The sequence below is a fragment of the Halomonas sp. HG01 genome (assembly GCF_000968715.2).
Lineage (GTDB): Bacteria > Pseudomonadota > Gammaproteobacteria > Pseudomonadales > Halomonadaceae > Halomonas > Halomonas halophila.
Genome location: NZ_CP022134.1, coordinates 991,194 through 1,016,752, shown reverse-complemented (window position 1 = coordinate 1,016,752; position 25,559 = coordinate 991,194). Strand labels below are relative to the sequence as shown.

The 25,559-nt window shown below is 67.1% G+C and carries 29 protein-coding genes and 1 pseudogene; 14 read left to right on the top strand and 16 right to left on the bottom strand.

Going from position 1 to position 25,559, the window contains the following annotated elements:
- The first annotated feature begins 6 nt into the window (after window positions 1–6).
- Window positions 7–1,488 (top strand): sodium/proline symporter PutP, encoded by a 1,482-nt coding sequence (gene putP / locus UN84_RS04705; protein ID WP_046079876.1) that lies wholly within the window; start codon window positions 7–9, stop codon window positions 1,486–1,488.
- Between the two features lie 94 nt (window positions 1,489–1,582).
- Here the strand turns inward: putP and UN84_RS04700 are convergent, their stop codons facing one another.
- Window positions 1,583–1,888: a hypothetical protein gene (locus tag UN84_RS04700; RefSeq protein ID WP_152662875.1), complete on the bottom strand. Its 306-nt coding sequence runs from the start codon at window positions 1,886–1,888 to the stop codon at window positions 1,583–1,585.
- Between the two features lie 273 nt (window positions 1,889–2,161).
- On the opposite strand from UN84_RS04700, the gene UN84_RS04695 reads away from it, so the two are divergent.
- Both UN84_RS04695 and UN84_RS04690 read left to right on the top strand, forming a co-directional pair.
- Window positions 2,162–2,770: an OmpW/AlkL family protein gene (locus tag UN84_RS04695; RefSeq protein ID WP_052719383.1), complete on the top strand. Its 609-nt coding sequence runs from the start codon at window positions 2,162–2,164 to the stop codon at window positions 2,768–2,770.
- A gap of 164 nt (window positions 2,771–2,934) precedes the next feature.
- Window positions 2,935–3,549, top strand: a complete 615-nt coding sequence (locus UN84_RS04690) for an OmpW/AlkL family protein (RefSeq protein WP_046079878.1) — start codon at window positions 2,935–2,937, stop codon at window positions 3,547–3,549.
- Between the two features lie 81 nt (window positions 3,550–3,630).
- Here the strand turns inward: UN84_RS04690 and UN84_RS04685 are convergent, their stop codons facing one another.
- The 5 genes from UN84_RS04685 to UN84_RS04665 form a co-directional block, all read right to left on the bottom strand.
- Window positions 3,631–4,131 (bottom strand): gamma-glutamylcyclotransferase family protein, encoded by a 501-nt coding sequence (locus tag UN84_RS04685; protein WP_046079879.1) that lies wholly within the window; start codon window positions 4,129–4,131, stop codon window positions 3,631–3,633.
- A 7-nt stretch (window positions 4,132–4,138) separates the two neighbouring features.
- Window positions 4,139–4,471 (bottom strand): YqcC family protein, encoded by a 333-nt coding sequence (locus UN84_RS04680; protein ID WP_046079880.1) that lies wholly within the window; start codon window positions 4,469–4,471, stop codon window positions 4,139–4,141.
- 67 nt (window positions 4,472–4,538) lie between these two features.
- The gene (locus tag UN84_RS04675; RefSeq protein ID WP_046079881.1) at window positions 4,539–5,285 is read right to left on the bottom strand and encodes an amino acid ABC transporter ATP-binding protein; all 747 of its coding nucleotides are present in this window, start codon (window positions 5,283–5,285) and stop codon (window positions 4,539–4,541) included.
- Window positions 5,282–5,956, bottom strand: a complete 675-nt coding sequence (locus UN84_RS04670; RefSeq protein ID WP_016853886.1) for an amino acid ABC transporter permease — start codon at window positions 5,954–5,956, stop codon at window positions 5,282–5,284. The genes UN84_RS04675 and UN84_RS04670 overlap by 4 nt, the downstream gene beginning before the upstream one ends.
- 15 nt (window positions 5,957–5,971) lie before the next feature.
- The gene (locus tag UN84_RS04665; RefSeq protein WP_046079882.1) at window positions 5,972–6,730 is read right to left on the bottom strand and encodes an amino acid ABC transporter substrate-binding protein; all 759 of its coding nucleotides are present in this window, start codon (window positions 6,728–6,730) and stop codon (window positions 5,972–5,974) included.
- 323 nt (window positions 6,731–7,053) lie between these two features.
- Between UN84_RS04665 and UN84_RS04660 the strand changes: the two genes are divergently transcribed.
- The 4 genes from UN84_RS04660 (at window position 7,054) to UN84_RS04645 (ending at window position 10,013) form a co-directional block, all read left to right on the top strand.
- On the top strand, window positions 7,054–8,082 hold the full coding sequence (locus tag UN84_RS04660; protein ID WP_046079883.1) for a DUF3549 family protein: 1,029 nt from the start codon (window positions 7,054–7,056) through the stop codon (window positions 8,080–8,082).
- Between the two features lie 19 nt (window positions 8,083–8,101).
- A complete protein-coding gene (locus tag UN84_RS04655; RefSeq protein WP_035595393.1) occupies window positions 8,102–8,539 on the top strand; it encodes an ATP-dependent zinc protease family protein in 438 nt (145 codons plus the stop codon).
- Between the two features lie 30 nt (window positions 8,540–8,569).
- On the top strand, window positions 8,570–9,478 hold the full coding sequence (gene rimK, locus UN84_RS04650; RefSeq protein WP_035595390.1) for a 30S ribosomal protein S6--L-glutamate ligase: 909 nt from the start codon (window positions 8,570–8,572) through the stop codon (window positions 9,476–9,478).
- Between the two features lie 88 nt (window positions 9,479–9,566).
- Entirely contained in the window at window positions 9,567–10,013 is a 447-nt protein-coding gene (locus UN84_RS04645) for a hypothetical protein (RefSeq protein ID WP_046079884.1), read from the top strand.
- Here the strand turns inward: UN84_RS04645 and UN84_RS04640 are convergent.
- The 7 genes from UN84_RS04640 to UN84_RS04610 form a co-directional block, all read right to left on the bottom strand.
- Window positions 9,934–10,689 (bottom strand): SanA/YdcF family protein, encoded by a 756-nt coding sequence (locus UN84_RS04640; RefSeq protein ID WP_046079885.1) that lies wholly within the window; start codon window positions 10,687–10,689, stop codon window positions 9,934–9,936. The genes UN84_RS04645 and UN84_RS04640 overlap by 80 nt on opposite strands.
- Window positions 10,690–10,701: 12 nt before the next feature.
- Window positions 10,702–11,277, bottom strand: coding sequence for a putative Fe-S cluster assembly protein SufT (gene sufT / locus UN84_RS04635; RefSeq protein WP_173834957.1), 576 nt, complete (start codon window positions 11,275–11,277; stop codon window positions 10,702–10,704).
- An 80-nt stretch (window positions 11,278–11,357) separates the two neighbouring features.
- Entirely contained in the window at window positions 11,358–12,599 is a 1,242-nt protein-coding gene (locus UN84_RS04630) for a cysteine desulfurase (RefSeq protein WP_046079886.1), read from the bottom strand.
- Window positions 12,600–12,602: 3 nt separating this feature from the next.
- Window positions 12,603–13,952 (bottom strand): Fe-S cluster assembly protein SufD, encoded by a 1,350-nt coding sequence (sufD, locus tag UN84_RS04625; protein ID WP_046079887.1) that lies wholly within the window; start codon window positions 13,950–13,952, stop codon window positions 12,603–12,605.
- The gene (gene sufC / locus UN84_RS04620; RefSeq protein ID WP_046079888.1) at window positions 13,949–14,701 is read right to left on the bottom strand and encodes a Fe-S cluster assembly ATPase SufC; all 753 of its coding nucleotides are present in this window, start codon (window positions 14,699–14,701) and stop codon (window positions 13,949–13,951) included. Before sufC ends, sufD begins: the two co-directional genes overlap by 4 nt.
- Before the next feature lie 227 nt (window positions 14,702–14,928).
- Window positions 14,929–16,371, bottom strand: coding sequence for a Fe-S cluster assembly protein SufB (sufB, locus tag UN84_RS04615; RefSeq protein ID WP_035595374.1), 1,443 nt, complete (start codon window positions 16,369–16,371; stop codon window positions 14,929–14,931).
- A gap of 69 nt (window positions 16,372–16,440) precedes the next feature.
- Complete coding sequence (locus UN84_RS04610) at window positions 16,441–16,902, bottom strand: SUF system Fe-S cluster assembly regulator (RefSeq protein WP_035595372.1); 462 nt, start codon at window positions 16,900–16,902, stop codon at window positions 16,441–16,443.
- Between the two features lie 393 nt (window positions 16,903–17,295).
- Here UN84_RS04610 and UN84_RS04605 point away from each other — a divergent pair, with 393 nt between their 5' ends.
- The 7 genes from UN84_RS04605 (at window position 17,296) to UN84_RS04575 (ending at window position 23,627) form a co-directional block, all read left to right on the top strand.
- Window positions 17,296–17,961 (top strand): ABC transporter permease, encoded by a 666-nt coding sequence (locus UN84_RS04605; protein WP_035595369.1) that lies wholly within the window; start codon window positions 17,296–17,298, stop codon window positions 17,959–17,961.
- Window positions 17,962–18,006: 45 nt separating this feature from the next.
- Window positions 18,007–19,164: an ABC transporter ATP-binding protein gene (locus UN84_RS04600; protein WP_046079889.1), complete on the top strand. Its 1,158-nt coding sequence runs from the start codon at window positions 18,007–18,009 to the stop codon at window positions 19,162–19,164.
- Between the two features lie 4 nt (window positions 19,165–19,168).
- The gene (locus UN84_RS04595) at window positions 19,169–19,900 is read left to right on the top strand and encodes an ABC transporter permease (protein ID WP_046079890.1); all 732 of its coding nucleotides are present in this window, start codon (window positions 19,169–19,171) and stop codon (window positions 19,898–19,900) included.
- A gap of 62 nt (window positions 19,901–19,962) precedes the next feature.
- Entirely contained in the window at window positions 19,963–20,844 is an 882-nt protein-coding gene (locus tag UN84_RS04590) for a glycine betaine ABC transporter substrate-binding protein (RefSeq protein WP_046079891.1), read from the top strand.
- Window positions 20,845–20,922: 78 nt separating this feature from the next.
- Window positions 20,923–22,116 carry an MmgE/PrpD family protein gene (locus UN84_RS04585; RefSeq protein WP_046079892.1) on the top strand — a complete coding sequence of 398 codons (1,194 nt, stop codon included), beginning with the start codon at window positions 20,923–20,925 and terminating at the stop codon, window positions 22,114–22,116.
- A gap of 47 nt (window positions 22,117–22,163) precedes the next feature.
- Window positions 22,164–23,006, top strand: coding sequence for a nitrilase-related carbon-nitrogen hydrolase (locus UN84_RS04580; RefSeq protein WP_046079893.1), 843 nt, complete (start codon window positions 22,164–22,166; stop codon window positions 23,004–23,006).
- Window positions 23,007–23,105: 99 nt separating this feature from the next.
- Window positions 23,106–23,627: a gluconokinase gene (locus tag UN84_RS04575; RefSeq protein WP_046079894.1), complete on the top strand. Its 522-nt coding sequence runs from the start codon at window positions 23,106–23,108 to the stop codon at window positions 23,625–23,627.
- 20 nt (window positions 23,628–23,647) lie between these two features.
- Here the strand turns inward: UN84_RS04575 and UN84_RS04570 are convergent, their stop codons facing one another.
- From UN84_RS04570 to UN84_RS04560, 3 genes and pseudogenes are all read right to left on the bottom strand, one after another.
- The gene (locus UN84_RS04570; protein ID WP_173834956.1) at window positions 23,648–23,800 is read right to left on the bottom strand and encodes a hypothetical protein; all 153 of its coding nucleotides are present in this window, start codon (window positions 23,798–23,800) and stop codon (window positions 23,648–23,650) included.
- A 33-nt stretch (window positions 23,801–23,833) separates the two neighbouring features.
- Window positions 23,834–24,962: pseudogene (locus UN84_RS04565) on the bottom strand (TRAP transporter large permease).
- Complete coding sequence (locus UN84_RS04560) at window positions 24,962–25,558, bottom strand: TRAP transporter small permease subunit (protein WP_107181026.1); 597 nt, start codon at window positions 25,556–25,558, stop codon at window positions 24,962–24,964. Before UN84_RS04560 ends, UN84_RS04565 begins: the two are co-directional and overlap by 1 nt.
- Between the last annotated feature and the right edge of the window lies 1 nt (window position 25,559).

Below are 25,559 nucleotides of genomic sequence, written 5' to 3'. Positions count from 1 at the left end.
TCCCTCATGGTCGAAAACAACGCCACCATAGGCTTTACATTCGCGCTGTACCTGATCGTGATGCTCGGCATCGGGATCATCGCCTACAAGCGCACCAGCAACCTCTCCGATTACATCCTCGGCGGGCGCTCGCTGGGCCCCTGGACCTCGGCGATCTCCGCCGGGGCCTCGGACATGTCCGGCTGGCTGCTGCTGGGCCTGCCCGGCGCGGCCTACGCCAGCGGCCTGTCCGCGGGCTGGATCGCCGTCGGCCTGCTGGCCGGCACCTGGCTCAACTGGCTGCTGGTGGCACGTCGGCTGCGCGTCTACAGCTTCCGGGCCGATGACGCCCTGACGATCCCGGACTTCCTGGCCAAGCGCTTCCGGGATAACAGCCAGCTGCTGCGGGTGATCTCGGCGGTGTTCATCCTGCTGTTCTTCATGTTCTACACCAGCTCCGGCCTGGTGGCAGGGGCCAAGCTGTTCGACACGGTGTTCGGCTTCGACTACACCCTGGCGTTGACCATCGGCACCCTGGCGATCATCTCCTACACCTTCTTCGGGGGCTTCCTGGCGGTGTCCTGGACCGACCTGATCCAGGGCCTGATGATGGCCGCGGCGCTGCTGATCGTGCCGGTCGTGGCGCTGACCGAGATGGGGGGCCTGGGCGGCAGCGCCCAGGAAATCCTGGCGGCCAACCCGGACATGCTGAAGTGGTTCACCGACGCGTCCACCGGCGAGGCGCTGTCGGTGATGGGCATCGTCAGCTCGCTGGCCTGGGGCCTCGGCTATTTCGGCCAGCCGCACATCCTGGCCCGCTTCGCCGCCATCCGCAGCGAGAAGGACATCCCCACCGCACGCCGCATCGCGGTGAGCTGGAGCGCCCTGGGCCTGCTCGGTGCCATGGCCGTGGGCCTGCTCGGGACCGTCTACATGGCGCGTGACCTGGGCGACGGCGAGACCATCTTCATGGTCATGGTCAACGCCATCTTCCACCCGGTGATCGCCGGCGTGCTGCTGGCCGCCATCCTGGCCGCGGTGATGTCCACCGCCGACTCCCAGCTGCTGGTGTCGTCCTCGGCGCTGACCGATGACTTCTACAAGGCCATCTTCCGCAAGGATGCCACCCAGGGCGAACTGGTGTGGGTGGGCCGCTTCGCGGTCATCGGTATCGCCGTCATCGCCTACCTGCTGGCGCTGAACCCCGACTCCACGGTGCTGGGACTGGTGTCCTACGCCTGGGCAGGCTTCGGTGCGGCCTTCGGCCCAGCGCTGATCATGTCGCTGTTCTGGCGCCGCATGAACACCTGGGGCGCGCTGGCCGGCATCGTCGTCGGCGGCGTCACCGTGGTAGCCTGGGCCCAGATCTCCGGCGGCATCTTCGATCTCTACGAGATCGTGCCCGGCGTGATCTTCGCCTACATCGCCATCGTGGTGGTGAGCCTGGTGACTGAGGCGCCGACCGACGACATCACCGCCGAGTTCGACAGCCTCGAGGAAGCCGCCTGATCGCGGCATCCGGACGAGAGAGCAAGCAAGAAGCCGCCTGCGGGCGGCTTCTTTCGTTTCGTCATCCCGTCGTCACGTCCCCGGGGCGGCGAGATCACCCCATCAGCCCCCTGCCCAACAGCGCCAGGGCGAACAGCGGCAGGGCCGCCCGGCTCCAGGTCGTGCCGGAGAATCGCCACAGCCCACCGACCGACATGGCCACCGGCCGCGCAAAGGCGCCACCCAGCGCCCAGATGCCCAGCAGCACCAGCACTGCCCGCCAGGGCCAGTCGAGCCCCTGCACCAGCGCGGGTTGATACAGCAACCATACCGACAGCCCCGCCGCCGTCAGCAGCGCGACCAGCGGCCTGTCGCCCGCCCCCAGCCTGGCGGGAAACCGCGTCTCGAAGCGCATGGCCATTCCCTCTCGCCGTCGCCTGTCTCACCGATCCAGTGAAGCCGAAAACCTCGAGATCGGCGAATCCGTGCAGGAAATGTGAAAGCTATACGCCTCCTGTACATCATAAGTCCCTGTCGGCAGGCGCTTTCGTTAAAGCAGGAGAAAACCGCCAGGGGTTTGATAGAAAAATCCTACAAGACATTTAGAAACAGTGTTTTTATACTGACCACATTCCATGCGATGACGCCGAATCGGTCGGCGTCGGCATCCAGGACGAACCAGGGAGGTTTCCCCATGAAGATGACCCGTCTGATCACCGCCACCGCCATTGCCGCCGCCGGCCTCGTCGGCGCCCAGTCCGCCATGGCCTACCAGGCCGGCGACATCTACGTGCGCGGCGGCATCGCCAAGTCCGAAGTCAACGACGACATCGGCTCCCTCAACGGCGACGATATCGACGTCTCCGACGAGCGCGGCTTCTCCTACGGCCTGGGCTATCAGTTCCACGACAAGTTCGGCGTCGAGCTCAACGGCACTCAGGACATCGAGCACGATGTGGCCATCGGCGGCACCAACGTCGGCTCCGTGGACCGCCGCCCGATCAACCTGATGCTCAACTACTACCCGCTGGGCGGCACCGGATCGCGCATCCAGCCCTACGCTGGTGCGGGCCTCAACTACACCGACTTCAACGACGTGACGGTTGCCGGCCTGGATGTCGATGACTCCTACGGCGCCGCCGCCCAGCTTGGCGTGGACTTCGCCCTGACCGACCACCTGCTGGTCGGCGCCTTCGCCAACTACGCCGATGTCAGCCCCGACATCGAGATCAACGGCCAGGATGCCGGCGACATCGACGTCGACCCGGTCACCGTCGGCGGCGGCTTCACCTACCGCTTCTGATCCGCGCCACGCCATGACCACCAAGACGCCGGGCCCCGTGCCCGGCGTCCTGTTTTGACGTGCATCAATTCAAGCCGCGAACCATTTTGCCTTGAGTCAAATCGGCGCCGCGGCGCACCCCGTAGACTGGAGCCCTCGCTTACCTTCACCGAGGAGCCAGCCTCATGCGCCGCACCCTGATTTCCACCCTGATCGTCGCCACCGGCCTCGCCGCCAGCAGCCAGGTGCTCGCCTACGGCGCCGGCGATATCTACACCCGCGTCGGCGTGGCCAAGGTCGCGCCCAAGAGCGATAACGGCGATCTCGCCAGCGGCACCTATGAGGTCGACGTTCAGGACGACAACGGCTTCGCCTTCACCCTGGGCTATCGCTTCACCGACAAACTGGGCATGGAGCTGCTGGCCGCCGAGCCCTTCGAGCACGACATTCAGCTCAACGGCGCCAACCTCGCCTCCACCAAGCACCTGCCGCCGACGCTGACCCTGCAGTACTATCCGCTGGGTGGCACCCAGGCGCGCGTGCAGCCCTATGCCGGCGTCGGCGTCAACTACACGCATTTCTCCGACGAGCACATCGACGGCGGCGATCTGGAGCTGGAAGACTCCTGGGGCGCGGCCGCCCAGCTCGGCGTCGACCTCCTGATCGACGAACACTGGGCCCTCAACGCCGCCGCCTGGTATCTCGACATCGACACCGATGCCGAGCTCGGCGGCACCGACATCGGCAACGTCGAGATCGACCCGCTGGTGGTGATGGGCGGCATCAGCTTCCGCTTCTGAGCCGCGTCGACATGCCATGCAAAAGGCCCGCCGAACGGCGGGCCTTTTGGCGTGCGAGCAGCGTGACGAGTGTCGGCGCCGCTAGCGGGCGGTATGGCGCGACAGCCCCAGCGCCTTGAGCGTCTCGTCGTCGAGGCCGTGGATGGCTTCCACATCGGCCAGGCGGGCGTGATAGTAGGCACTCAGGAAGGGCTTCCCGGCCAGGAGGTGGTCGAGATACTCCCGCGCCGGCCGCAGCGCCTCGCCGGTGGTACCCGGCGCGGCCACATAGACCCAGGCCTCGATGGGGCCTTGCCCCGTGTGGATGGGCAGGCGCAGCCGATCGTAGTCGTGGGGGTAGCCCTCGAAGGGGTCCATGCACTCGATCTGCTCCGGGGCGAGCAGCTCGAACAGCGCTCCCTCGACCCGCTCACCGTCGGCGGGCACCACGTTGGCGTGGCTGATGCCGGCCACTCGCGAGGCCTTGTCGAAACGCAGGGCATGGTCGCGCAGCACCCCGGGCAGGGCACGCCGGGTCGTGCCGATCCGCGCCTCGATCCGGGCGGCGTTCATGTTGCTGCCGTAGGCGAAATAATAGGGCATGGGCGACTCAGTTCTCGGTGACCAGCTGGTCGATCCGCTCCACCACCTTGCCCATCAGCACCCGCTGGCTGGCCTTCGCCCCTTCCTGGATCAGGTAGGCGTCCACGGCGGGGGCCACGTCGCAGCTCGCCGGCATCGGTGCGCGCGCCTCGACCAGCGCCTCGAGCCGGGCGATGAACACGAAACGCAGCCACTGGGGCAGCGACATGGTGTCGATGCAGAACGGCTGGGAGCTGTTGAAGGCCTCCGGCGCGGGCTGCTCCATGCGCCACAGGTCGGACGCCTTCATGGTGGACTCGAGTTCGCGCAATGCCTGCTCGAGTTCCTGATGAACGGTCATGGGGAAATACCTCTGATCTGACTAGGGGACCATTATCCCGCGCCTGCACGATGCGGGCCACCCCCCGTCACGCCTGCGCGGCGGGCAGCACCTTGCGCAGGAAGTCCCGGGTTCGCGGGTCCTCGGGCGCCTGGAACAGCCGCGAGGGCGGGCCCTGCTCGACGATGCGCCCGCCCTCCATGAACACCACCCGATCGGCGACGTCCCGGGCGAAGGCCATCTCGTGGGTCACCACCAGCATGGTCTGACGCTCGGCGGCCAGCTGCTTCATCAGCGCCAGCACCTCGTCGACCCACTCCGGGTCCAGCGACGAGGTCGGCTCGTCGAACAGGATCACCTCGGCCTGGGCGGCCATGGCGCGGCCGATGCCGACCCGCTGCTGCTGGCCGCCGGACAGCGAGGCCGGATAGGCGTCCGCCTTGTCGGCCAGGCCGATGCGCTCGAGGATCTCCCGAGCCCGGGCATGGGCCTTCGCCTTGGGCCAGCGATTGACCACGATCAGGCCCTCGGCGATGTTCTCCAGCGCCGTCTTGTTGGCGAACAGCGCGTAGTTCTGGAACACGAAGGCGGTGTGCCGACGCGCGGCCAGGATGTCGGCGCGGCTGGCCCGGGTCACGTCGACCTCCAGGTCGCCCAGGGTCAGCCGGCCGGCGTCGGGCCGCTCCAGGAAGTTGAGGCAGCGCAGCAGGGTCGACTTGCCGGTGCCCGACGGGCCGATCACCACGATGATCTCGCCCCGCTCGATCTCCAGATCGATGCCGTCCAGCACTATGCTGTTGCCGAAGCGCTTGACGAGTTGGTTGACCTTGATCATCGGCGATAGGCCTCGTTGAGTCGGCGTTCCAGGCGCCGCTGGCACCAGGCCAGCAGCTCGACGATGGCCCAGTAGATCACCGCCACGGTGATGAAGGCCTCGAAATAGAGGAAGCTGCCCGCCGCCTCCTTCTGAGTGGCCCCCATCAGCTCGGTGACGCCGAGAGTGAATGCCAGGGAGGTGGCCTTGATCATGTCGATGAAATAGTTCATCAGCGTCGGCACGGCCACCCGGGTGGCCTGGGGCAGCACGATCCGCCGCATCAGCTGGCCGTTGGTCATGCCGATGGACAGCGCCGCCTCGGTCTGGCTGCGGTCCACGCCGACGATGGCGGCGCGGATCGATTCCGCCATGTAGGCCGAGAAGTGCAGCGTCAGCCCCATGATGGTGGCGGTGATGCCATCGATCTGGGTCAGGAAAGCCAGCACCTGGGGCAGGCCATAGTAGAACAGGAACAGCTGCACCAGCAGCGGGGTACCGCGGAAGAAGGAGATGAACAGCAGGGTGATGCCGTTCAGCCCCGGAAGCTTCAACACCCGTATCACCGCCAGTCCGCAGGCCAGAGCCAGGGCCAGCACCATCCCCGCCGCGGCCATCGCCAGGGTCAGCGGCAGATAGCCGAGCAGAATGGGCGCGAGCCCCAGCATGTAGTCGAAATCGAGCACGCTCATGTCGGGTGCTGCGCCTCAGGGCCGCGTGATGTCGTTGCCGAACCAGCGCTCGGAGATATCGGCCAGGGTGCCGTCCTCGCGCAGGGCCTCGAGCGCCGCGTCGACCTCGTCGCGCAGGGCACGTCCCTGCTCGGTGTCGCGGAACGGCAGGGCGTTGTGGATCTCGGAGAACGGCTGGCCGGCCAGCTGCAGCGGCAGCGGTTTCTCCTTGATCACCTGGCTGGCACTGACGCGGTCCATGACGAAGGCGTCGACGCGGCCCAGTGCGGTGTCCTGCTCGATGTTGCTCTCGTAGGTGCGGATATCGATGTCGTCGGCGTAGGGCAGCTCGCGCAGCAGCTGCTCGTAGTTGGAGCCGAGGTTCACCGCCACGCGCTTGCCACGCAGGTCCTCGACGCCGTCGATCGCGTCATTGCCCTCCTTGACCACCACCTGGGCGCCGTCATAGACGTAGGGCGCGGTGAAGACATACTTCGCCTCGCGCTCCTCGGTGATGGTGATCTGGTTGGCGATAGTATCGATGCGACCGGACTCCAGCATGCCGAACAGGCCGGAGAAATTGGCGGTCACGAACGTCACCTCGGCGCCCATCGCCTCGCCCACCGCATTCATGACATCGACCTCGAAGCCCTTGAGGGTGTCCTGCTCGACGAAGGTGAAGGGGAAATAACCGCCCGACATGCCGACCCGGAGCGTCGTGTCCTGGGCGAAGGCGCCGCCGGAGAAGGCGATGGCGCCGGCGGCGAGAAACGTCAGAGTGAAGCGACGAAGCATGATGTTCCTCCGTTTGGATTCTGTTTTTGGAATAAAAACGACTGTTTAATATTTCATTTTCGCACAGACCATAGTGGAAATCTCGGTCATGGACCAATAGTGGCCCATTATGGGCGCCATAGCGGCCAAGCGGATCATTCATTCACAGCAGCGCTGAATGTTCCTGTGGATAACCACTGGAAAGCCGTCGCCGAGGCCGATACGGTGGGCGCGAAGCATGATCGTTCAGGATTTGATCAGCCTGCTCATCATCGCCCGCCGCCACGGGCTGACAGCGTCGGGGCACCACGGTAGAGTGCACGCTCGTCACAGAGGGAAACCGCATGCAGCCGATCGACAGCTTTCACGATTTCTTCGCGCGCACCGGGGCCGAGACCTGGCTCTATCACATGGGGCGCGGCGTCGAACCCTGCGGGCTGGAGACGCTGACGGCGCTGGAGCGGGACGAGCGGCCCTGGCCGCAACCCTGGCAGGGCAAGGCCCGGCTGGCGATGGTATTTCGTCTCGGCGAGATGGAAGACCCGCTGATCTGGTTCCTGGCACTGCCGCTGGACGAACAGGGCCGGCTCGACCCGGCGCCTCGCGACGCCTTCCTGCAGCGCCTGCTGGAGACCCTGGGTCGCAACGTCCAGGGCCTCGGCCGCGAGGACGGCGAGGCGATCGACAACCTGATGAAGGACAATCCGCTGGCCTTCACGCCCCCCCTGCCCTTCCAGGCCGTGCTGCACGCCCGGGCAAGCCGCGACATGGACCGGCCGGCCAGCCAGCACATGGAACCCGCCGAGGCCTACCTGGAAGGCCAGCAGGCGCTGGACTGGCGAGCCCTGGGCCTGCAGGGCCTGGCCGACGTCGCCGTGCGCATGGACGACGCCCAGGCCCAGCGCCTGGCGGCGCGTCTGCCGACCCTGCCTGGCGAAGTGCTGGCCTCGCTGTGCTACTGTCTGGAGCATGTGGACGCTCCCCGGCCGCTGGCCGAGGCGCTGCGCGTCCGGGGCGAAACGGCCGCCGAGTCCGGCGACATCGAGACCTTCTGCGCCTGCGTGCGCGCCGTGTCCGGCGCCGAACGCGAGGTCGCCGGCGCCTGGCTCGATGCCCTGCTCGACGATCCCGAGGCCTGTGGCCCGGACCTGCTGGCGGCCATCGCCGGACGCGGCTGGCGTCACCTGGAAGACGGCGAGCGACTGCCGCGCTTCCTGACCCGGCTGGCGGACACGCCGCGCGCGGACTTCGCCGCCGTGGCACGCGACCTGGCGCTGATTCCGCGCCTGCGGCTGCCGGTGCTGATGACGCTGCGTGAGGCCGACGCGGACTCCGCCATCGGACGACGCCTGGGCGATCTGTCCCGCGGATGACATCATGAGGAAGGATGCCATGAAGGAGCTGCCCTATCAGGCCAAGGCGGTCATCGGCCGCCGCGAGATGGTGACCCTGCCGGAACTCGGCCTGACGCTGTGCGCCAAGGCCGACACCGGCGCGCGCACCTCGTCGCTGCACGCCGAGGACATCGAATCCTTCGAGGAAGACGGCCACCTGTGGGTCAGCTTCACCACCCGTGGCGGCGGGCCGACGAGCCCGGCCCACGTGCACTGCCTGCACCTGTACGACCGGCGCCAGGTCACCAGCTCCAACGGCCAGGCCGAGTGGCGTTACGTGATCCGCACGCCGATGCAGCTCGGCGAACTGGAGTTCCCCGTCGAGCTGACCCTCGCCGACCGTCGCCAGATGCGCCATCCCATGCTGCTCGGGCGTCGCGCCCTGCGGCGGCTGCTGGTGGCCCCGGGCGCCGGCTTCCTGCACGGCGAACCCTGATCCCCGCCATCTCCTGGCATCGGAGGCCCTATGCATATCGCGCTGCTGTCCCGCAACCGCAGGCTCTATTCCACTCGCCGGCTGATCGAGGCCGCCGAGCAGCGAGGCCATACCACCCGGGTGGTGGACACCCTGCGCTGCTACATGAGCATCGCCTCCCACCAGCCCTCGATCCACTACAAGGGCGAACAGCTCGAACCCTTCGATGCCGTGATCCCGCGTATCGGGGCCTCGATCACCTTCTACGGCTGCGCCGTGCTGCGCCAGTTCGAGATGATGAATATCCCGGTGCTCAACGACAGCGTCTCGATCACCCGCTCGCGGGACAAGCTGCGCTCGTTGCAGCTGCTCTCGCGCAAGGGCATCGGCCTGCCGGTGACCGGCTTCGCCCACTCCCCGGACGACATTCCCGACCTGATCACCATGGTCCGCGGCGCACCGCTGGTCATCAAGCTGCTGGAAGGCACCCAAGGCATCGGCGTGGTGCTGGCCGAGACCAACCAGGCCGCGGAGTCGGTGATCCAGGCCTTCATGGGCATGAAGGCCAACATCATGGTCCAGGAGTACATCAAGGAGGCCAAGGGGGCCGACATCCGTTGCCTGGTGATCGGCGACAAGGTGGTGGCGGCGATGAAGCGCCAGGCCGCCGAGGGCGAGTTCCGCTCCAACCTGCATCGCGGCGGCAGCGCCAGCGTGATCCGCATCACCCCGGAGGAGCGCTCCACGGCGATTCGCGCCGCCAAGGCCATGGGCCTGCGCGTGGCCGGGGTCGACCTGCTGCGCTCGAACCACGGCCCGGTGATCATGGAAGTCAATTCGTCGCCCGGCCTGCAGGGCATCGAGACCGCCACGGGCAAGGACATCGCCGGGTTGATCATCGAGCACCTGGAGAAGAGCTCGACCCCGAGACGCAAGGCGCCGCCCAAGCCGAAAGGCTAAGCCAAGACGCCGAAATATTTGACCGCTGGGGGTGGCAAAAGGCCGACGACACCCCCACAATCTGCGTCACCGGAGGAGGTGACCGCCCATGTTTCTCGATAATCGCCAGGTGGCGATGGACAGCGTCCTCGAGGCGCTGGCCGACAGCATCGACTATTTCCAGGACAACCATGAGCGCCTGCGGCCCAGCCTGCGCGACGTCCTGCAGCCCTATTTCGATACCCGGAAAGCGTTGATGCGCGAGTTGCAGGAACTGGCCCGCCGGCACCTCGCCCTCCTCCCCCGCGATGCCGACGTCGAGCGCGACGATTACATGTGGCTGTGGAGCCGCCTGAAGAGCTTCGTCGGCGACGACAGCCAGGTGCTGATCAACGAGCTGCTGGAACAGGAGCGGGTGCTGATGCAGGCGCTGTCGACCCTGTACACCCACCCGCTTCCTGACGCCATCGAGTCGGTCATCGAGGAGTGCTGGAAGCACTGTCGCTCGCTGATTCGCGAGCTGTATCGGCAGCAGAAGAAGCATCAGCGGCGCTGAGCGCCGCTCGCGGCACGATCTGCAGCGGCTCCTCGGGCCCCAGGAAATGGGGCTCACGCCCCCATACGTAGAGATCGCCCAGGGTCGCCACTCGTGCGGCCCACTCCCGCGCCTTCAGCCACAGCACGCCCTCCGACGGTCGCTCCGGCGCCGCGCAGCCGCGCGCCTCGATGCCCAGCGCCTCGGCGATGAACAGGGCCCGCGGCAGGTGCCACGACTGGGTGACCAGCAGCGCTCGCGTCACGCCGAAGACGCCGCGCGCCCGGGACAGGGTATCGAAGGTGCTGAAGCCGGCGTAGTCCAGCGTCATGGCCGCGTCGGGCACGGCGCGACCGCGCAGGTCACGCCACATGGTCACCGGCTCGTTGTAGTAACGGGTGCTGTTGTCCCCGGACAGCAGCAGGTGCTGCACCCGCTCACCGCGGTACAGCCGCGCCGCCGCCTGCATGCGCCCCTCGAAATGCGGATTGCGCTGGCCGCTGCGCGTCCAGTGGGAGGTGCCGAAGACGATGCCCACCCGCTCGGGGCCGCACTGCTGAAGTCCGTGGTCGATGCGCCCGCGGGTCTCGGCCAGCACCCACAGGTTGGCGCCCACGAAAAGCAGAATCGCCAGGAGTGCGAGCCCCCCCAGCGACATCAGCAGTCCCCTGACACCTTTCCACAATGAGATGGGCATCCGCCTTACCGGTTAAAACATGCCGAGCTCGAGCTTGGCCTCGTCACTCATCATCTCACGACTCCAGGGCGGGTCGAAGACGATCTCGGTGTGCACCTGGCTGATCTGCGGGGCGCCGAGGATCTTGTGGCGCGCATCGGCGGCGATGACGTCACCCATGCCGCAGCCCGGCGCGGTCAGGGTCATGCGGATGGTGACGATACGCTCGCCGGTGATCAGACGCTCGATACGACAGCCGTAGACCAGCCCGAGTTCGACGATGTCGACCGGGATCTCGGGGTCGAAGCAGGTCCGCAGCTGATCCCAGACGAACTGCTCGATCGCTTCCTCGGAGGCGTCCTCGGGCAGGGTCGGGCGCGGCACGGCCTCGAGTCCCAGGGCGTCGAGGTTGCTGCCCTCGATCAGGTAGAGCCGCCCCTCGTGGCCCACGCTGACCGAGTTGCCCTTGGCCTGCATCACGCTGACCTCGCTGTCCTCGGGCAGCGTGATGGTCTTGCCGAAGGGAATGGAGATGACCTCGACGTCGCGCTGCAGGGGCAGGACCTGGCCCTTGTGCAGGCTCGCCAGGGGATCGTCGATCTCGCTCATAGGACTCCTTGGAGCTTCATTCACAGCGACCGCGGCGAGCCTTCAGGAGGCCCGCCGCGGTCGTGACCCGGGAGCGGCGCTCAGCGCAGCATGCCCACGACCCGCTCTAGGCCGTCGACGAAGACGTCGACCTCCTCGGGGGTGTTGTAGGCGGCGAAGGAGGCGCGGCAGGTGGCATCGACACCGAACGAGGACAGCAGCGGCTGGGCACAGTGGTGTCCGGTGCGGATCGCCACGCCGAGCTGGTCGATCAAAAGGCCGATGTCCTGGGAATGGGCGCCCTCGACCACGAACGACAGCACGCCGGCCTTCTCGGGCGCGGTGCCGAGGATGCGCAGGCCGTCGATGCGCGACACGCTGCGCGTGGCGTGCTCGAGCAACCGCGACTCCCAGGCGCCGATCAGCGGCAGGCCGATCTCCTCGACCCACTGAATCGCGCGGCCCAGGGCGATCACCTCGGCGATGGCCGGGGTGCCGGCCTCGAACTTGTGAGGAATGCCGGCGAAGGTGGTGGGCGCCTCGAAGGACACGGTGGCGATCATCTCGCCGCCACCCTGCCAGGGCGGCATGGCCTCGAGCAGTTCGGCGCGGCCGTAGAGCACGCCGGCGCCGGTGGGGCCATAGACCTTGTGGCCGGAGAAGGCATAGAAGTCGACGCCGAGCGCCTGCACGTCGACCTTCTGGTGCGGCGCGCCCTGAGCGCCGTCGACCAGAATCAGCGCGCCATGCTCGTGGGCCACCCTGGCCATGTCGGCCACCGGATTGACGGTGCCCAGCGCGTTGGAGACGTGATTGACCGCCACCAGCCGAGTGCGCTCGGAGATCAGATCGCGGTAGGCGGCCTGGTCGAGCACGCCGCGCTCGTCGACCGGAATCACCTTGAGGGTAAAGCCCTTCTCGGCGGCCAGCATCTGCCAGGGCACGATGTTGGAGTGGTGCTCCAGGCGCGAGATCAGCACCTCGTCGCCTTCGCCCAGGTTGGCGCGGCCCCAGCTCCCCGCCACCAGGTTGATCGCCTCGGTGGTGCCGCGGGTGAAGACGATCTCGCGGCTCTCGGCGGCGCCGAGGAAGGCACGCACGGTGTCCCGGGTGCCCTCGTAGGCCGCGGTGGCTTCGTCGGCCAGGGTGTGCAGGCCACGGTGGATGTTGGCGTTGTAGCGCCCGTAGTACTCGTCGAAGACCTCGATCACCTGACGCGGCGTCTGGCTGGTGGCCGCGTTGTCGAGATAGACCAGCGGCTTGCCGTGGACCTCCCGATCGAGGATCGGGAAGTCGCGACGGACCCGCGCCACGTCGAGCAGCAGATCGCTGAAGTCGACCATGGATCAGTCCTCGTTGAGCGCCGCGGCGGCTTCCACCAGCCCGGCCAGGTTGAAGCGTTCCGGCAGCTTGCCGGCCACCGTGAGCTCGACCCGCTCGGCCACGGCGTCGAGGTCGACCAGCTCCATCACCTCACCGGCGAAGGCCAGCGTCAGCAGGCCGCGTGCGGTCTGCTCGTCGATGCCGCGGGCGCGCAGGGCGTAGACCGCTTCCTCGTCGAGCTGGCCGGTGGTGGCACCGTGGGCGCACTTGACGTCGTCGGCATAGATCTCGAGCTCGGGCTTGGTGTCGACCTCGGCGCGGTCGGAGAGCAGCAGGTTGGCGTTGCTCTGCTCGGACTCGATCTTCTGGCTGTCGCGCTTGACCACCACCCGGCCGTTGAACACGCCATGGGCGCGATCATCGAGGATGCCCTTGTAGTTCTCGCTGGAACGGGTGTGCGGCGCGTTGTGGTTGACCTCGGTGTGGTTGTCCACGTGCTGGCGACCCTGGCCGTAGAACAGGCCGTGCAGCGTCGCCTCGGCGCCCTCGCCGTTGAGGTCGTTGATGAAGTCGTTGCGCACCAGGCCACCGCCCAGGTTCAGGTTGAACGAGGTATAGCGGCTGTCGCGCCCCTGCTCCACCTGGATGCTGGCGATGTGACGGTCCTTGAGCGGCGCTTCCTGCAGCTTGTAGTGGGTCAGGATGGCGCCGCGGTCGAGGATGATCTCCTCCACCAGGTTGGTGAAGTTGGCCGCGCCCTCTTCACCGGCATGGTGCTCGATCAGGGTCGCCTCGCTGCGACCGCCGGCCTCGACCAGGATGCGCGGATGGCTCATCACCGGCTGCTCGCCGGCCCGGGACAGGAACTGCAGCACGATGGGCTTGTCGACCACGGTGCGCGGCGCCAGGCGGACCAGGGCGCCCTCCTCGAAGAAGGCGGTGTTGAGCGCGGCGAAGGCCGAGAAGTCGACGCCGGTGAGCCGGCCGAGCGGGCCGCCCACGGCCTCGTGGTTCTCTTCCAGGGCCTGGGACAGCGGCAGCACCTGCACGCCGGCCGGCAGGTTGCCGAGGTCCGACAGCGCCGAGGCGAAGACGCCGTCGACGAAGGTCAGGCGATGCGCGTCCAGCGGCAGAGTCAGCGCCGCCGCCGCGGCCGGCGAGAACTCGGCGTCGTCGGTCAGCGCGAAGTCAGTGCGGGCGATGTCGCGCACGTCGGTGTACTTCCACGCCTCGACGCGACGATGCGGGAAGCCCATCGCCTCGAAGCGGGCGGCGCCGGCCTGGCGCCGGGCGGCGATCCAGGTCGGCTCGTCGCCGCGCTGGGCGCTGCGCTCGCTCAGGCGATCGAGGAAGCGTTGCACGTCGTCATTCATGCCGCGGAGCCCTCCAGCAGCCAGTCGTAGCCGCGGTCCTCGAGTTCGCGCGCCAGCTCGGCATCACCGCTCTTGACGATGCGGCCGTCGACCAGCACGTGCACCCGATCCGGCACGATGTAGTCGAGCAGGCGCTGATAGTGGGTCACCAGCAGGATGCTGCGATCCTCGGCGCGCAGCGAGTTGACACCCTCGGCGACGACCTTCAGGGCGTCGATGTCGAGGCCGGAGTCGATCTCGTCGAGCATGGCGAGCTTCGGCTGCAGCACCAGCATCTGCAGGATCTCGTTGCGCTTCTTCTCGCCGCCGGAGAAGCCCTCGTTGACGGCGCGCTGCAGGAAGCTGGCGTCCATCTTCATGAAGGCGATCTTCTCCTTGATCAGCTTCATGAACTCGGGCGCCGGAATCTCGCCCAGGCCCTCGGCCTCGCGCTTGGCGTTGAGCGCGGCCTTGAGCAGGTAGATGTTCTTCACCCCGGGGATCTCGACCGGGTACTGGAAGCCCAGCAGCAGACCGACGCGGGCGCGTTCCTCGATCTCCATCTCGAGGACGTCCTGGCCCTCGTAGGTGATCGAGCCGGCGGTGACCTCGTAGCCGTCCTTGCCGGCGATCACCGCGGACAGCGTGGACTTGCCGGCGCCGTTGGGGCCCATGATGGCGTGGACTTCACCGGCGCCGATGGTCAGGTTGAGGCCCTTGAGGATCTCGGAACCCTCGACCGTGACGTGCAGATCCTTGACTTCGAGCATCTTGACTACCTTTCGATCTTTGGGCCGCCGCGGCGGCTCGCATAAGTTGATTCGTGTCCGGCGTATCTAGCGCCTGGCAGCCGGCCTAAGCGATGAGCTGTCCCGGCGACAAGCCTCCGCGAGGCGCTGTTAACCCATCCCTGGGCGCTACTTTTGCCATCCATGGCAAAAACCCTCGCTCCGCCTTGTCCCCGGCGCTCATCTCGCCAGGCCCGCGGACAGCGGCCTTATCCGACCGCCCCTTCGAGGGTGACGTTGAGCAGCGCCTCGGCTTCGACGGCGAACTCCATCGGCAGCTCCTGGAAGACGTCCTTGCAGAAGCCGTTGACGATCATGTTCACCGCGTCTTCCTCGGAGATGCCGCGGCTCTGGCAGTAGAACAGCTGGTCCTCGCCGATCTTGGAGGTGGTCGCCTCGTGCTCCACGGTGGCCGTGCTGTTGCCGATCTCCTGATAGGGGAAGGTATGGGCCCCGCAGGTGTCGCCGATCAGCAGCGAGTCGCACTGGGTATAGTTGCGCGCGCCCTTGGCCCGCGGCCCCACCTTGACCAGCCCGCGATAGGACTGCTCGGAGCGACCGGCGGAGATGCCCTTGGAGACGATGGTCGAGCGCGAGCCCTCGCCGATGTGAATCATCTTGGTGCCGGTATCGGCCTGCTGGCGGCCGTTGGTCACCGCCACCGAGTAGAACTCGCCGACGCTGTCCTTGCCGCGCAGCACGCAGGAGGGGTACTTCCAGGTGATGGCGGAGCCGGTCTCGACCTGGGTCCAGCTGATGTGGGAACGGTCGCCGCGGCAGTCGCCGCGCTTGGTGACGAAGTTGTAGATGCCGCCCTTGCCGTCCTCGTCACCCGGATACCAGTTCTGCACCGTGGAGTACTTGATGGAGGCGTCTTCCAGCGCCACCAGCTCGACCACCGCCGCGTGCAGCTGGTTCTCGTCGCGCTGGGGTGCGGTGCAGCCTTCCAGGTAGGAGACCTGGGCACGGCTCTCGCAGACGATCAGGGTGCGCTCGAACTGGCCGGTGTTGGCGGCGTTGATGCGGAAGTAGGTGGACAGCTCCATGGGGCAGGTCACGCCTTCCGGCACGAACACGAAGGAACCGTCGGTGAACACCGCGGAGTTCAGCGCCGTGAAGTAGTTGTCGCCCTGGGGCACCACGCTGCCGAGGTACTGCTTGACCAGCTCCGGGTAGTCGCGGATCGCCTCGGAGATCGAGCAGAAGATCACGCCCGCCTCGTGCAGCTTCTCCTTGAAGGTGGTGGTCACGGAGACGGAGTCGAAGACCGCGTCCACCGCCACGCCGGCCAGCGCCGCCCGCTCGTGCAGCGGAATGCCCAGCTTCTCGTAGGTCTCGAGCAGCTTGGGGTCGACCTCGTCGAGGCTCTGGGGCTTGTCCTCGTCGCGCTTGGGGGCGCTGTAGTAGGAGATCGCCTGGTAGTCGATCGGCGGGTAGTTCAGATGCGCCCAGGAGGGCGGCGTCATCTTCAGCCACTGGTGGTAGGCCTGGAGGCGCCACTCCAGCATCCATTCCGGCTCGCCCTTCTTCTTGGAGATGAAGGCGATGGTGTTCTCGTCCAGACCCGGCGGTACCGTATCGCTCTCGATGTCGGTCACGAAACCTTCTTTGTATTCGCGACGGACAAGCTGTTCCATTTCCTGACTTGCCATGATGTCTCCCCTCCCGGGCTGGTTGGGTCGGCGAGCCGGGCTCGCCTCGGGTGGTGAATCCGCGGGTGATCAGGCCTCGGCGGCCAGACTCACGCCTTGTATGGGCAGCTGCACCGGCAGCTTGATCGGGGTGGTGTCGGCCAGGTGGGCCAGGGTCACGCTGTGGAGCAGTGTCTGCATCGCCAGCGACACCCGCTGCCAGTTGTCGGACACCCCGCAGGTGTCCACCAGTTCGCAGTCGCCCTCGGCCTGGCTGCATTCGGTCATCGCCACCGGCCCCTCGATCGCCGCGATGATGTCGCCGGCGGTGATCTGCGACGCGGGACGCGCCAGAGAATAGCCGCCCTGGGCGCCACGGCGGGACTCCAGCAGCCCGGCGCGCACCAGCATCTTCAGGGTCTTGCTGACCGTCGGGTGCGGCACCTGCACCGCCTCGGCGAGCTCCGCCGCCGCGTGTGGCTGCTCGGGGTGACGGGCGATCTGCGCCATCACCACCGCCGCGTAGTCGGTCAGTCTGGACAGCTTCAGCAAGACAGGCCTCCCCGGGAACACCCCCTGGTGATCGATTGCGGACCATTTTAGTCCTGTATGTCGACGATGTGAACCCTCGCCGTGCCGTATTGCGCCGCCGAACACGCCGTTGGCGACACGTTCGACACCGTTCACATCAAAAACAACAATCGTTCTCATTGGTAGGCACTATGCCCCGAACCCGCGGCCCAGCGCATGCATCAGCCCCCGCAATTTATCCCATTGCGCATCGTCATCCATGGAAAAACAAATAGATATGGAGCTTTGCTAAGCTGAGTCACCGCTTCACGGCCTTCCATCGCGGCCCTGCCACCGCCGGAGGCGCCACCCACGCCGTCAACGCGCCTCGAGCGCTATGCTGTATCGGCATGGGAACGACCAGGAGATAGGGACTTGGAACTCATTCAATACGCCATCGACAACCTCGACCTGCTGCTCTCGAGAACCCTCGAGCACATCGCGCTGGTCGGGGTCGCCGTCGGCATCGCCACCCTCACCGGGGTGCCCATCGGCATCGCCATCACCAAGAACGAACGCCTGGCCAAGGCGGTGCTGTATGCGGCGTCCATCATCGTCACGGTGCCGTCCATCGCGCTGTTCGGGATCATGATCCCGGTGCTGTCGCTGATCGGCCAGGGCATCGGCTATCTGCCGGCGGTCATCGCCGTGCTGCTCTACTCGCAGCTGCCGATCATCCGCAACACCTACACCGCCATCCACAACGTGGATCCGGCGCTGCGCGAGGCGGCCCGCGGCATCGGCATGAGCCAGAACCAGCGCCTGCGCATGGTCGAGATCCCGCTGGCGGTGCCGGTGATCATGGCCGGCGTCAGGACCGCCGTGGTGCTCAACATCGGCGTGATGGCGATCGCCGCCTACATCGGCGCCGGCGGGCTCGGCACCTTCATCAGCCGCGGCATCTCGCAGTCCGACCCGCGCCAGCTGATCGTCGGCGCGGTGGCGGTCAGCCTGCTGGCCATCATCGTCGACTACGGCCTGCTGGCGCTGCAGAAACGCCTGACGCCCCTCGGGATGGAGCGCGCCGCCGAGACGGCCTGATCCCGTCCCGCGCGACTCCGGCTCATCACACAAGGATTCCCCTGCATGATTCGACTCGACAACCTGACCAAGGTCTTCGACACCCCCAAGGGCGCGGTCACCGCCGCCGACCACATCAACATGGAGGTGCCGGCCGGCGAGATCTGCATCCTGCTCGGCCCCTCCGGCTGCGGCAAGACCACCACCCTGAAGATGATCAACCGCATCGTGCGCCCCACATCGGGCAAGGTGTTCATCAACGGCGAGGACACCACCGGCCTGGACACCCAGGAGCTGCGTCGCAACATCGGCTACGTGATCCAGCAGATCGGCCTGTTCCCCAACATGACCATCGAGGACAACATCACGGTGGTGCCCAAGCTGCTGGGCTGGGACAAGGCCAAGTACCGGGAACGCGCCCGGGAGCTGATGGACATGATCGCGCTGGACCCGGACGCCTTCCTCAAGCGCTATCCCAACGAGCTGTCCGGCGGCCAGCAGCAGCGCATCGGCGTGGCCCGGGCGCTGGCGGCCGATCCCCCGGTGATGCTGATGGACGAGCCCTTCGGCGCCATCGACCCGATCAACCGCGCGGTGATCCAGGACGAGTTCCTCAAGATGCAGCAGGAACTCAACAAGACCATCATGTTCGTCAGCCACGACATCGACGAGGCGATCAAGATGGGCGACCGCGTCGCCATCTTCCGCGCCGGCCGCCTGGAGCAGTACTCCACCCCGGACGAGCTGCTGGCCAATCCCAAGGACGAGTTCGTGGAGTCCTTCCTCGGCGAGGACCGGGCGCTCAAGCGTCTCAACCTGGTGAAGGTGCGCGACGTGGTGTCCGACGAGATCGGCACCGTGTCGCCCAGCGACACCCTGGAGACCGCCCTGGCCCGGATCGACGACTTCGGCTATCAGAACGCCATCCTGGTGGTGAACGATCGCCGCCAGCCGGTGGGGCTGATCAGCCGCTCCCAGGCGCGCACCACCAAGGGCTACTGCCGCGACCATTTCCAGAACGTGCCGGCCACGGTGTCGCTGGACGACGACCTGCGCAAGGTCGCCTCGCTGATGTTCTCCAACGACATCACCTGGCTGCCCTGCGTGGACGAGGCCGGCCGCGTGTGCGGCCAGATCACCCAGCGCGCCATGACCCACCACCTGGGCTCGCGGTTCCGCCCCACGGAACCCGCCGCGACCGCCGAACCGGCCACCAAGGAGTAAGCCGATGCCGATCCGGAGCCTGAAGGGGGCCCTGCGCATTGCGCTGCTCATCGCCATCTTCTTTCTCGGCGTGTGGAGCCAGTCCAGCGGGGTCATCGACGACTTCATCTTCTATCTGCCCGACGTGCAGTTTCTGGCCGTGCAGCACCTGTGGCTGACCCTCATTTCCGGGGGCCTGGCCATCCTGGTGGCCATTCCGCTGGGCGTGGTGCTGTCGCGACCCAGCATGGCGCGCGTCGCCGAATCGGCCATGCAGGTGCTCAACGTCGGCACCACCATCCCGACGCTGGCGGTGCTGGCGCTGTCGATGAGTTTCCTCGGCATCGGCACCGTACCGGCGGTGTTCGGGCTGTTCGTGGCCACGCTGCTGCCGATCACCCGCAACACCTACGCCGGCCTCAAGGGCGTCAACCCGGCGCTGAAGGAGGCCGCCTCGGGCATCGGCATGTCGCCGGCCCAGCGCCTGCTTCGCGTCGAGATGCCCAACGCCCTCTACGTGATCTTCGCCGGCATCCGCACGGCGCTGACCATCAACGTGGGCACCGTGCCGCTGGCCTTCCTGATCGGCGCCGGCGGGCTGGGCGAGCTGATCTTCACCGGCATCGACCTCTACGACCCGGTGATGATGCTGTCCGGCGCCATCCCTACCGCCCTGCTGGCGATCGTGGTCGATGCCATCGTGGCGACCACCGCCTTCCTGGTGGTACCCCGAGGGGTCAACCCCTCCCGCAGCTGAGCAAGAGTCCTTTCGATCCGGCCGCCGATGAGCGGCTACGCGGCAACCACAAGGAGATCACCATGAAACGCTTGATGATGACGCTTTCCGGCCTGGCACTGGCCGGCGCCATGACTACCGCCCAGGCCGAAGAGATCGTGGTCGGTGGCAAGAACTTCACCGAGCAGCAGATACTCGCCAGCATGACGTCCCAGTACCTGAGCGGGCTCGGCTACGACGTCGAGACCCGTGCCGGCATGGGCTCCGCCGTGCTGCGCCAGGCCCAGGAGAACGGCCAGATCGACCTCTACTGGGAATACACCGGCACCTCGCTGATCAACTACAACGACGTCACCGAGTCGCTGTCGCCCGAGGAGACCTATGAACGGGTCAAGGAGCTCGACGGCGAGAAGGGCCTGGTGTGGCTGGCACCCTCGGCGGCCAACAACACCTACGCCCTGGCCATGCGCCAGGAGAGCGTCGAGGAGACCGGCATCGAGTCGCTGTCCGAGCTGGCCCAGGCGGTCAACGACGGCGAGGACCTGACCTTCGCCATGAACGCCGAGTTCTACGCTCGCGAGGACGGCTGGCGCCCGCTCCAGCAGGCCTACGACTTCCGCGTCGGCCGCGGTGAGGTCAAGCGCATGGACTCCGGCCTGGTCTACCAGGCGCTGCGCGACGGTCAGGTCGACGTGGGCCTGGTGTTCGCCACCGACGGCCGCATCCCGGCCTTCGATTTCCAGGTCCTCGAGGACGACCAGGCCTTCTTCCCGGCCTACGCCCTGACGCCGGTGGTGCGCGAGGAAACCCTCGAGGCCAACCCGGACCTCGCCGAGCAGATGAATGCGCTGTCCGCGCTGCTCGACGACGAGACCATGGCCACCCTCAACGCCCGGGTCGACGTCGAGCGCGAGACCATCGAGGACGTGGCACAGAGCTTCCTCGACGACAACGAACTGCTGTAACGGCATCGCCCGTCATGCGATCGCACCGGAGGCCGCCCCAGGGCGGCCTCCGTCGTTTCCTCGAAGCGAGAGGTCCTCATGCCCCGGCCCACTACCCTGCTCGACTGGATGCTCGACGCCGACCCGCTCCCCGACGACGCCCTGCTGACCCAGGCCAAGCGCTGCCTGCTGGATCTCGTCGGCGTGGCCCTGCACGGGGCCTGGCTGATCGATGCCCTGGACGCCCACGACGGCCAGGTGCTGACCAAGGGGCATGCCGGGGTCGCCCTGCTGCCGGGGCTGCTCGCCCTGCCCGAGGCCGACCGCCTCTCCGGCCGCGATTTCCTCGGCCTGCTGGCCATGGGCTACGAGATCGCCACCCGCGCCGGCATCGCGCTGCATGCCACGAGCCCCGACTACCACACCTCGGGCGCCTGGAACGCGCTGGGCGTGGCGGCCGTGGCCGGCCGCCTGATGGGGCTCGACGCCGAGCGCCTGCACCACGCTCTGGGCATCGCCGAGTTCTACGGGCCGCGCAGCCAGATGATGCGCTGCATCGATCACCCCACCATGCTCAAGGACGGCTCGGGCTGGGGCGCCATGACCGGCGTCTCCGCCGCGCTGCTGGCCCGCGACGGTTTCACCGGCGCCCCGGCGCTGACCGTTGCCGCCCCCGAGGTCGAACAGCTCTGGGCCGATCGGGGTCAGCGCTGGTACCTTCACGAGCAGTACTTCAAGGCCTATCCGGTGTGCCGCTGGGCCCAGCCGGCGGTGGAGGCGGTGCTGTCGCTGCGCGAGCGAATCGGTGATCCGGCGACGATCGCGCGCATCGAGATCACCACCTTTCACGAAGGCAAGCGGCTGCATGTGGTGCACCCGGACAGCACCGAGCAGGCCCAGTACAGCCTGCCCTGGTCGGTGGCCTGCGCGCTGGCCCGCGGCACCCTCGACGCCGAGGCCGTCACCGAGCTCGGCGCACCGCTGCCCCGCGCCCTCGCCGAGCGGGTCGAGATCCGCGAGAGCGACGCCTTCAATGCGCGCTTCCCGGCCGAGCGCTGGGCCTCGGCGCGGCTGCATCTGAGCGACGGCCGGATCATCGAGAGCGAGCCCTGCGAGGCCCACGGCAACCCGCACAACCCGCTGTCCGACGACGAGCTGGCCGCCAAGTATCATGCCCTCGCCGGCCCGGTGCTCGGCGAGCGCGCCGAGCGCCTCGAACGCGTCATCCAGACCCTGGAGGACCGCCCGGCCGGCGACCTGCTCGCCCTGCTCGGCCCGCCCGGGGCAGAATGACGTTCCGGGCATCGCCCGCCTTCCTGCTGCAACGACGAGACCGTGACATGCACTATCAGGACGAACTCCCTGTGGCCGCCGCCCAGATCAACGCCGCGCTGGGCGAGGTCGACACCAACCTCGAGCGCCATCTCGAGATCATTCACGAGGCCGGCCAGCGCGGCGTGGCGCTGCTGGTCTTCCCCGAACTCTCGCTGACCGGCTACGGGCTCGGCGGCGAGGTCATGCGCGTCGCCATGCCGGTCGAGGACCCTCGCCTGGCCCGGCTGGCCCGGGCCTGCGGCGAGATGCAGACGGTGGTCGGCTTCGTCGAGGAAGCCAGCCCCGGCGAGTACTACAATGCCCTGGCGATCCTCCAGCACGGCGCGATCGTCGCCGTGCACCGCAAGCTCAACCTGCCCACCTACGGCGGGCTAGAGGAAGGCAAGTGGTTCACCCACGGCAGCGAGCTCACCCAGGCCGAGATCCTCCCCGGCTGGTCCGCGACCCAGCTGATCTGCGCCGACCTGTGGAATCCCGCCCTGGTACATGCCGCCCTGCTGCCCCGCCCCACGGTGCTGTGTGCGCCGATCAACTCGGCCTCGGGCATCGTCAGCGAGGACTTCTCCAACGAGCAGAACTGGGTGCTCAACGTGCGCTTCTACGCCATGACCTATGGCACCCCGGTGATCATGGCCAACCGCTTCGGGCCGGAAAACGGCAGCCACTTCTGGGGCGGCTCGCGCATTCTCGGCCCGCGCGGCGAGGCCCTGGCCGAGGCCGAGGACGGCGAAGGGCTGATCACCGCGACCCTGTCGCGTACCGCCATCGCCCAGGCCCGCTTCGAGCTGCCGACCCATCGCGATGCCGATACGCCACTCATTCGCGAGCTGATGGCCGGCCACCGCTGAACAATCCCTGACCAAAGAGCGCCCTTTTCACTCCCCATCCCGTCAAAAAATGCTAGAATTCCCGACATTCTTTCGACGCCATGAAAAGCAGACTCGCGCATGAAGACGACCGCCAAGAGCCTTCTCGTCATGGGCGTTTCCGGATCGGGAAAGTCCCATATCGGGCGCCAGCTGGCCGCCTCTCTCGGGGCTACCTTCATCGACGGGGACGACCATCACGGTCCAGACAACATCGCCAAGATGAGCCGCGGCGAGCCCCTCAACGACGACGATCGCGCCGCCTGGCTGGCGACCCTCGCCGACCTGTATCGCCAGTATCGCGACCAGGGCCGCGATCTGGTCATCGGCTGCTCGGCGCTCAAGCGCCGCTACCGTGACCAGCTTCGCGAAGCCGCTCCCGACCTGGCGATCCTCTATCTGGCCGGCAGCCGCGAGGTGCTGCTGGAGCGCCTCGGTTCCCGCGACGATCACTTCTTCGCCGGCGCCCACATGCTCGACAGTCAGCTCGCCACCCTGGAAGCGCCCGGCGAGGACGAGGCCGTCCTGGCCGACATCCGTCGACCTCCCCAGGCAATCGTCGAGAACTTTCTCGCGACGATATCCCGTGAAGCCTCAGACTGATCCAGTCTCTCCAAAGACAGTCAACCATAAGAAAACGGCGCCGCGGCGCCGTTTTCTTTTTGCCGAAAAACCGGAAAACCTCCATGAAAGCGCATCAATAAAAAACGCGCCATATCGCTATGCGATATGGCGCGCTTCCAGAGCGCTGATATCAGCAGTTCATGGCGGGGCATCGAGGCGTCTTTGCCCCGCCATGGACAGCGCCTTTACACCAGCCACATGGCGAGGTTCGGCCAGAACAGCAGCGCGAACAGCACGCACAGCTGTAGGGCGATGAAGGGCAGCACCGCGACGAAGATGTCCTTCAGGCTGACCTCGGGCGGCGCCACGCCCTTGAGGTAGAAGGCGGCCGGACCGAACGGCGGCGACAGGAACGACACCTGCATGTTCACCGCGAACAGGATACCGAACCAGATCGGGCTGTAGCCCAGCTGCTCGACGATGGGCACGAAGATCGGCAGCGTCAGCATGGCCACGCCGATCCAGTCGAGGAACATGCCCAGCACCAGCAGGATCGCCATCATCACCAGGATGATCACGATCGGCGCCACGTCGAGGCCCATGATCATGCCCGAGATGAAGCGGTTGCCGCCCATCAGGTTGTAGACGNTAGATCGAGCCCAGCACCAGGCCGGCGATCAGCGCCGGCACGATGATGGCGCGCAGCGCCTGCCAGCGGTTGGCGAAGCCTTCCTCGCGGTCGGCGTCGGTCATCGGCGGCCCCATCGCGGGATTCTTCAGGCAGCGCACCAGCACGTAGCCGATGTAGCTGGCCATCAGGATCACCGCCGGGGTGATGGCCGCGGTGAACAGGTCGGCGATCGACTGGGAGGCGATCAGGCCGTAGATGATCAGCACGATGGACGGCGGCATCATGGTGCCGAGCGCACCGCCGGCGCAGACCACGCCGATGGAGAGGTGCTTGTCGTAGCCCAGGCGCAGCATCTGCGGCAGCGCCAGGATGCCCAGCAGCACGATCTCGCCGCCGATGATCCCTGACAGCGCGGCCAGGAAAAAGGCCACCACGACGGTCTGCACCGCCACGCCGCCGGGCAGGCGACCGGCGAACACGCGCATGGCGTTGAACAGGTCCTTGGCGATCCCCGATCGGTCCAGTAGCGAGGCCATCAGCACGAACATCGGCACCGCCACCAGGGAGTATTCGGTGACGAAGCCGTAGACCCGGCTGGTGACCAGCGGCAGGGCGTTGGGCCCGAACCAGCCGAAGGTGAAGGCCAGTGCCACCAGGCCGGTGATGAAGGCCAGCGGCAGGCCGGTGACCAGCAGGGCGAAGATCAGCCCCACCATCAGCATGGTTCCGGTTGCGATATCCATCAGGCAGCGCCCTCCGTGTCATCCGGGGTGGGGGCGGGCTTGCCGCGCAGCGACTGCACCACGTGCAGCAGGGCCTGGATGCACATGATGGCCAGCGCCAGCAGGATCACGCCCTTCACCAGCGCCGGGAACGGCGGGTTCCAGGAGGTGCCGGAACGCTCCAGCTGCCATTCGCCCAGCGGGTTGTGGGAGGCACCCCAGAACATCACGAAGGCGGCGTAGCTCATGGCCAGGCAGAAGCCGAAGGTCACCAGGTCGTTGAAGCGATCGAGCCACAGCCTGAGGCGCGGCCCGGCGCTGTCGTAGATCACCCGCACACGAATGTGGCGGTTGCAGGCCAGCGTCGCCGGCCCGCCCAGGGCGAAGCTCACCGCCACCAGCATCACCACGCTCTCGTGGACCCAGGAGGTGGGGGAGCCGAAGCCGTAGCGCATGATGACCTCATAGACGCTGATCGCCATGGCGATCAGCACCAGCCAGGCGGCTACTCGGCCGCCCCCCATGATGGCGCGGTCGAAGGCGTTGCGAGCCGGATCGGGCGGGCTCGCCTCGGCGGCGGCCGGGTCGCCCTCCGGACGACGAGACGCTTGTGTCATG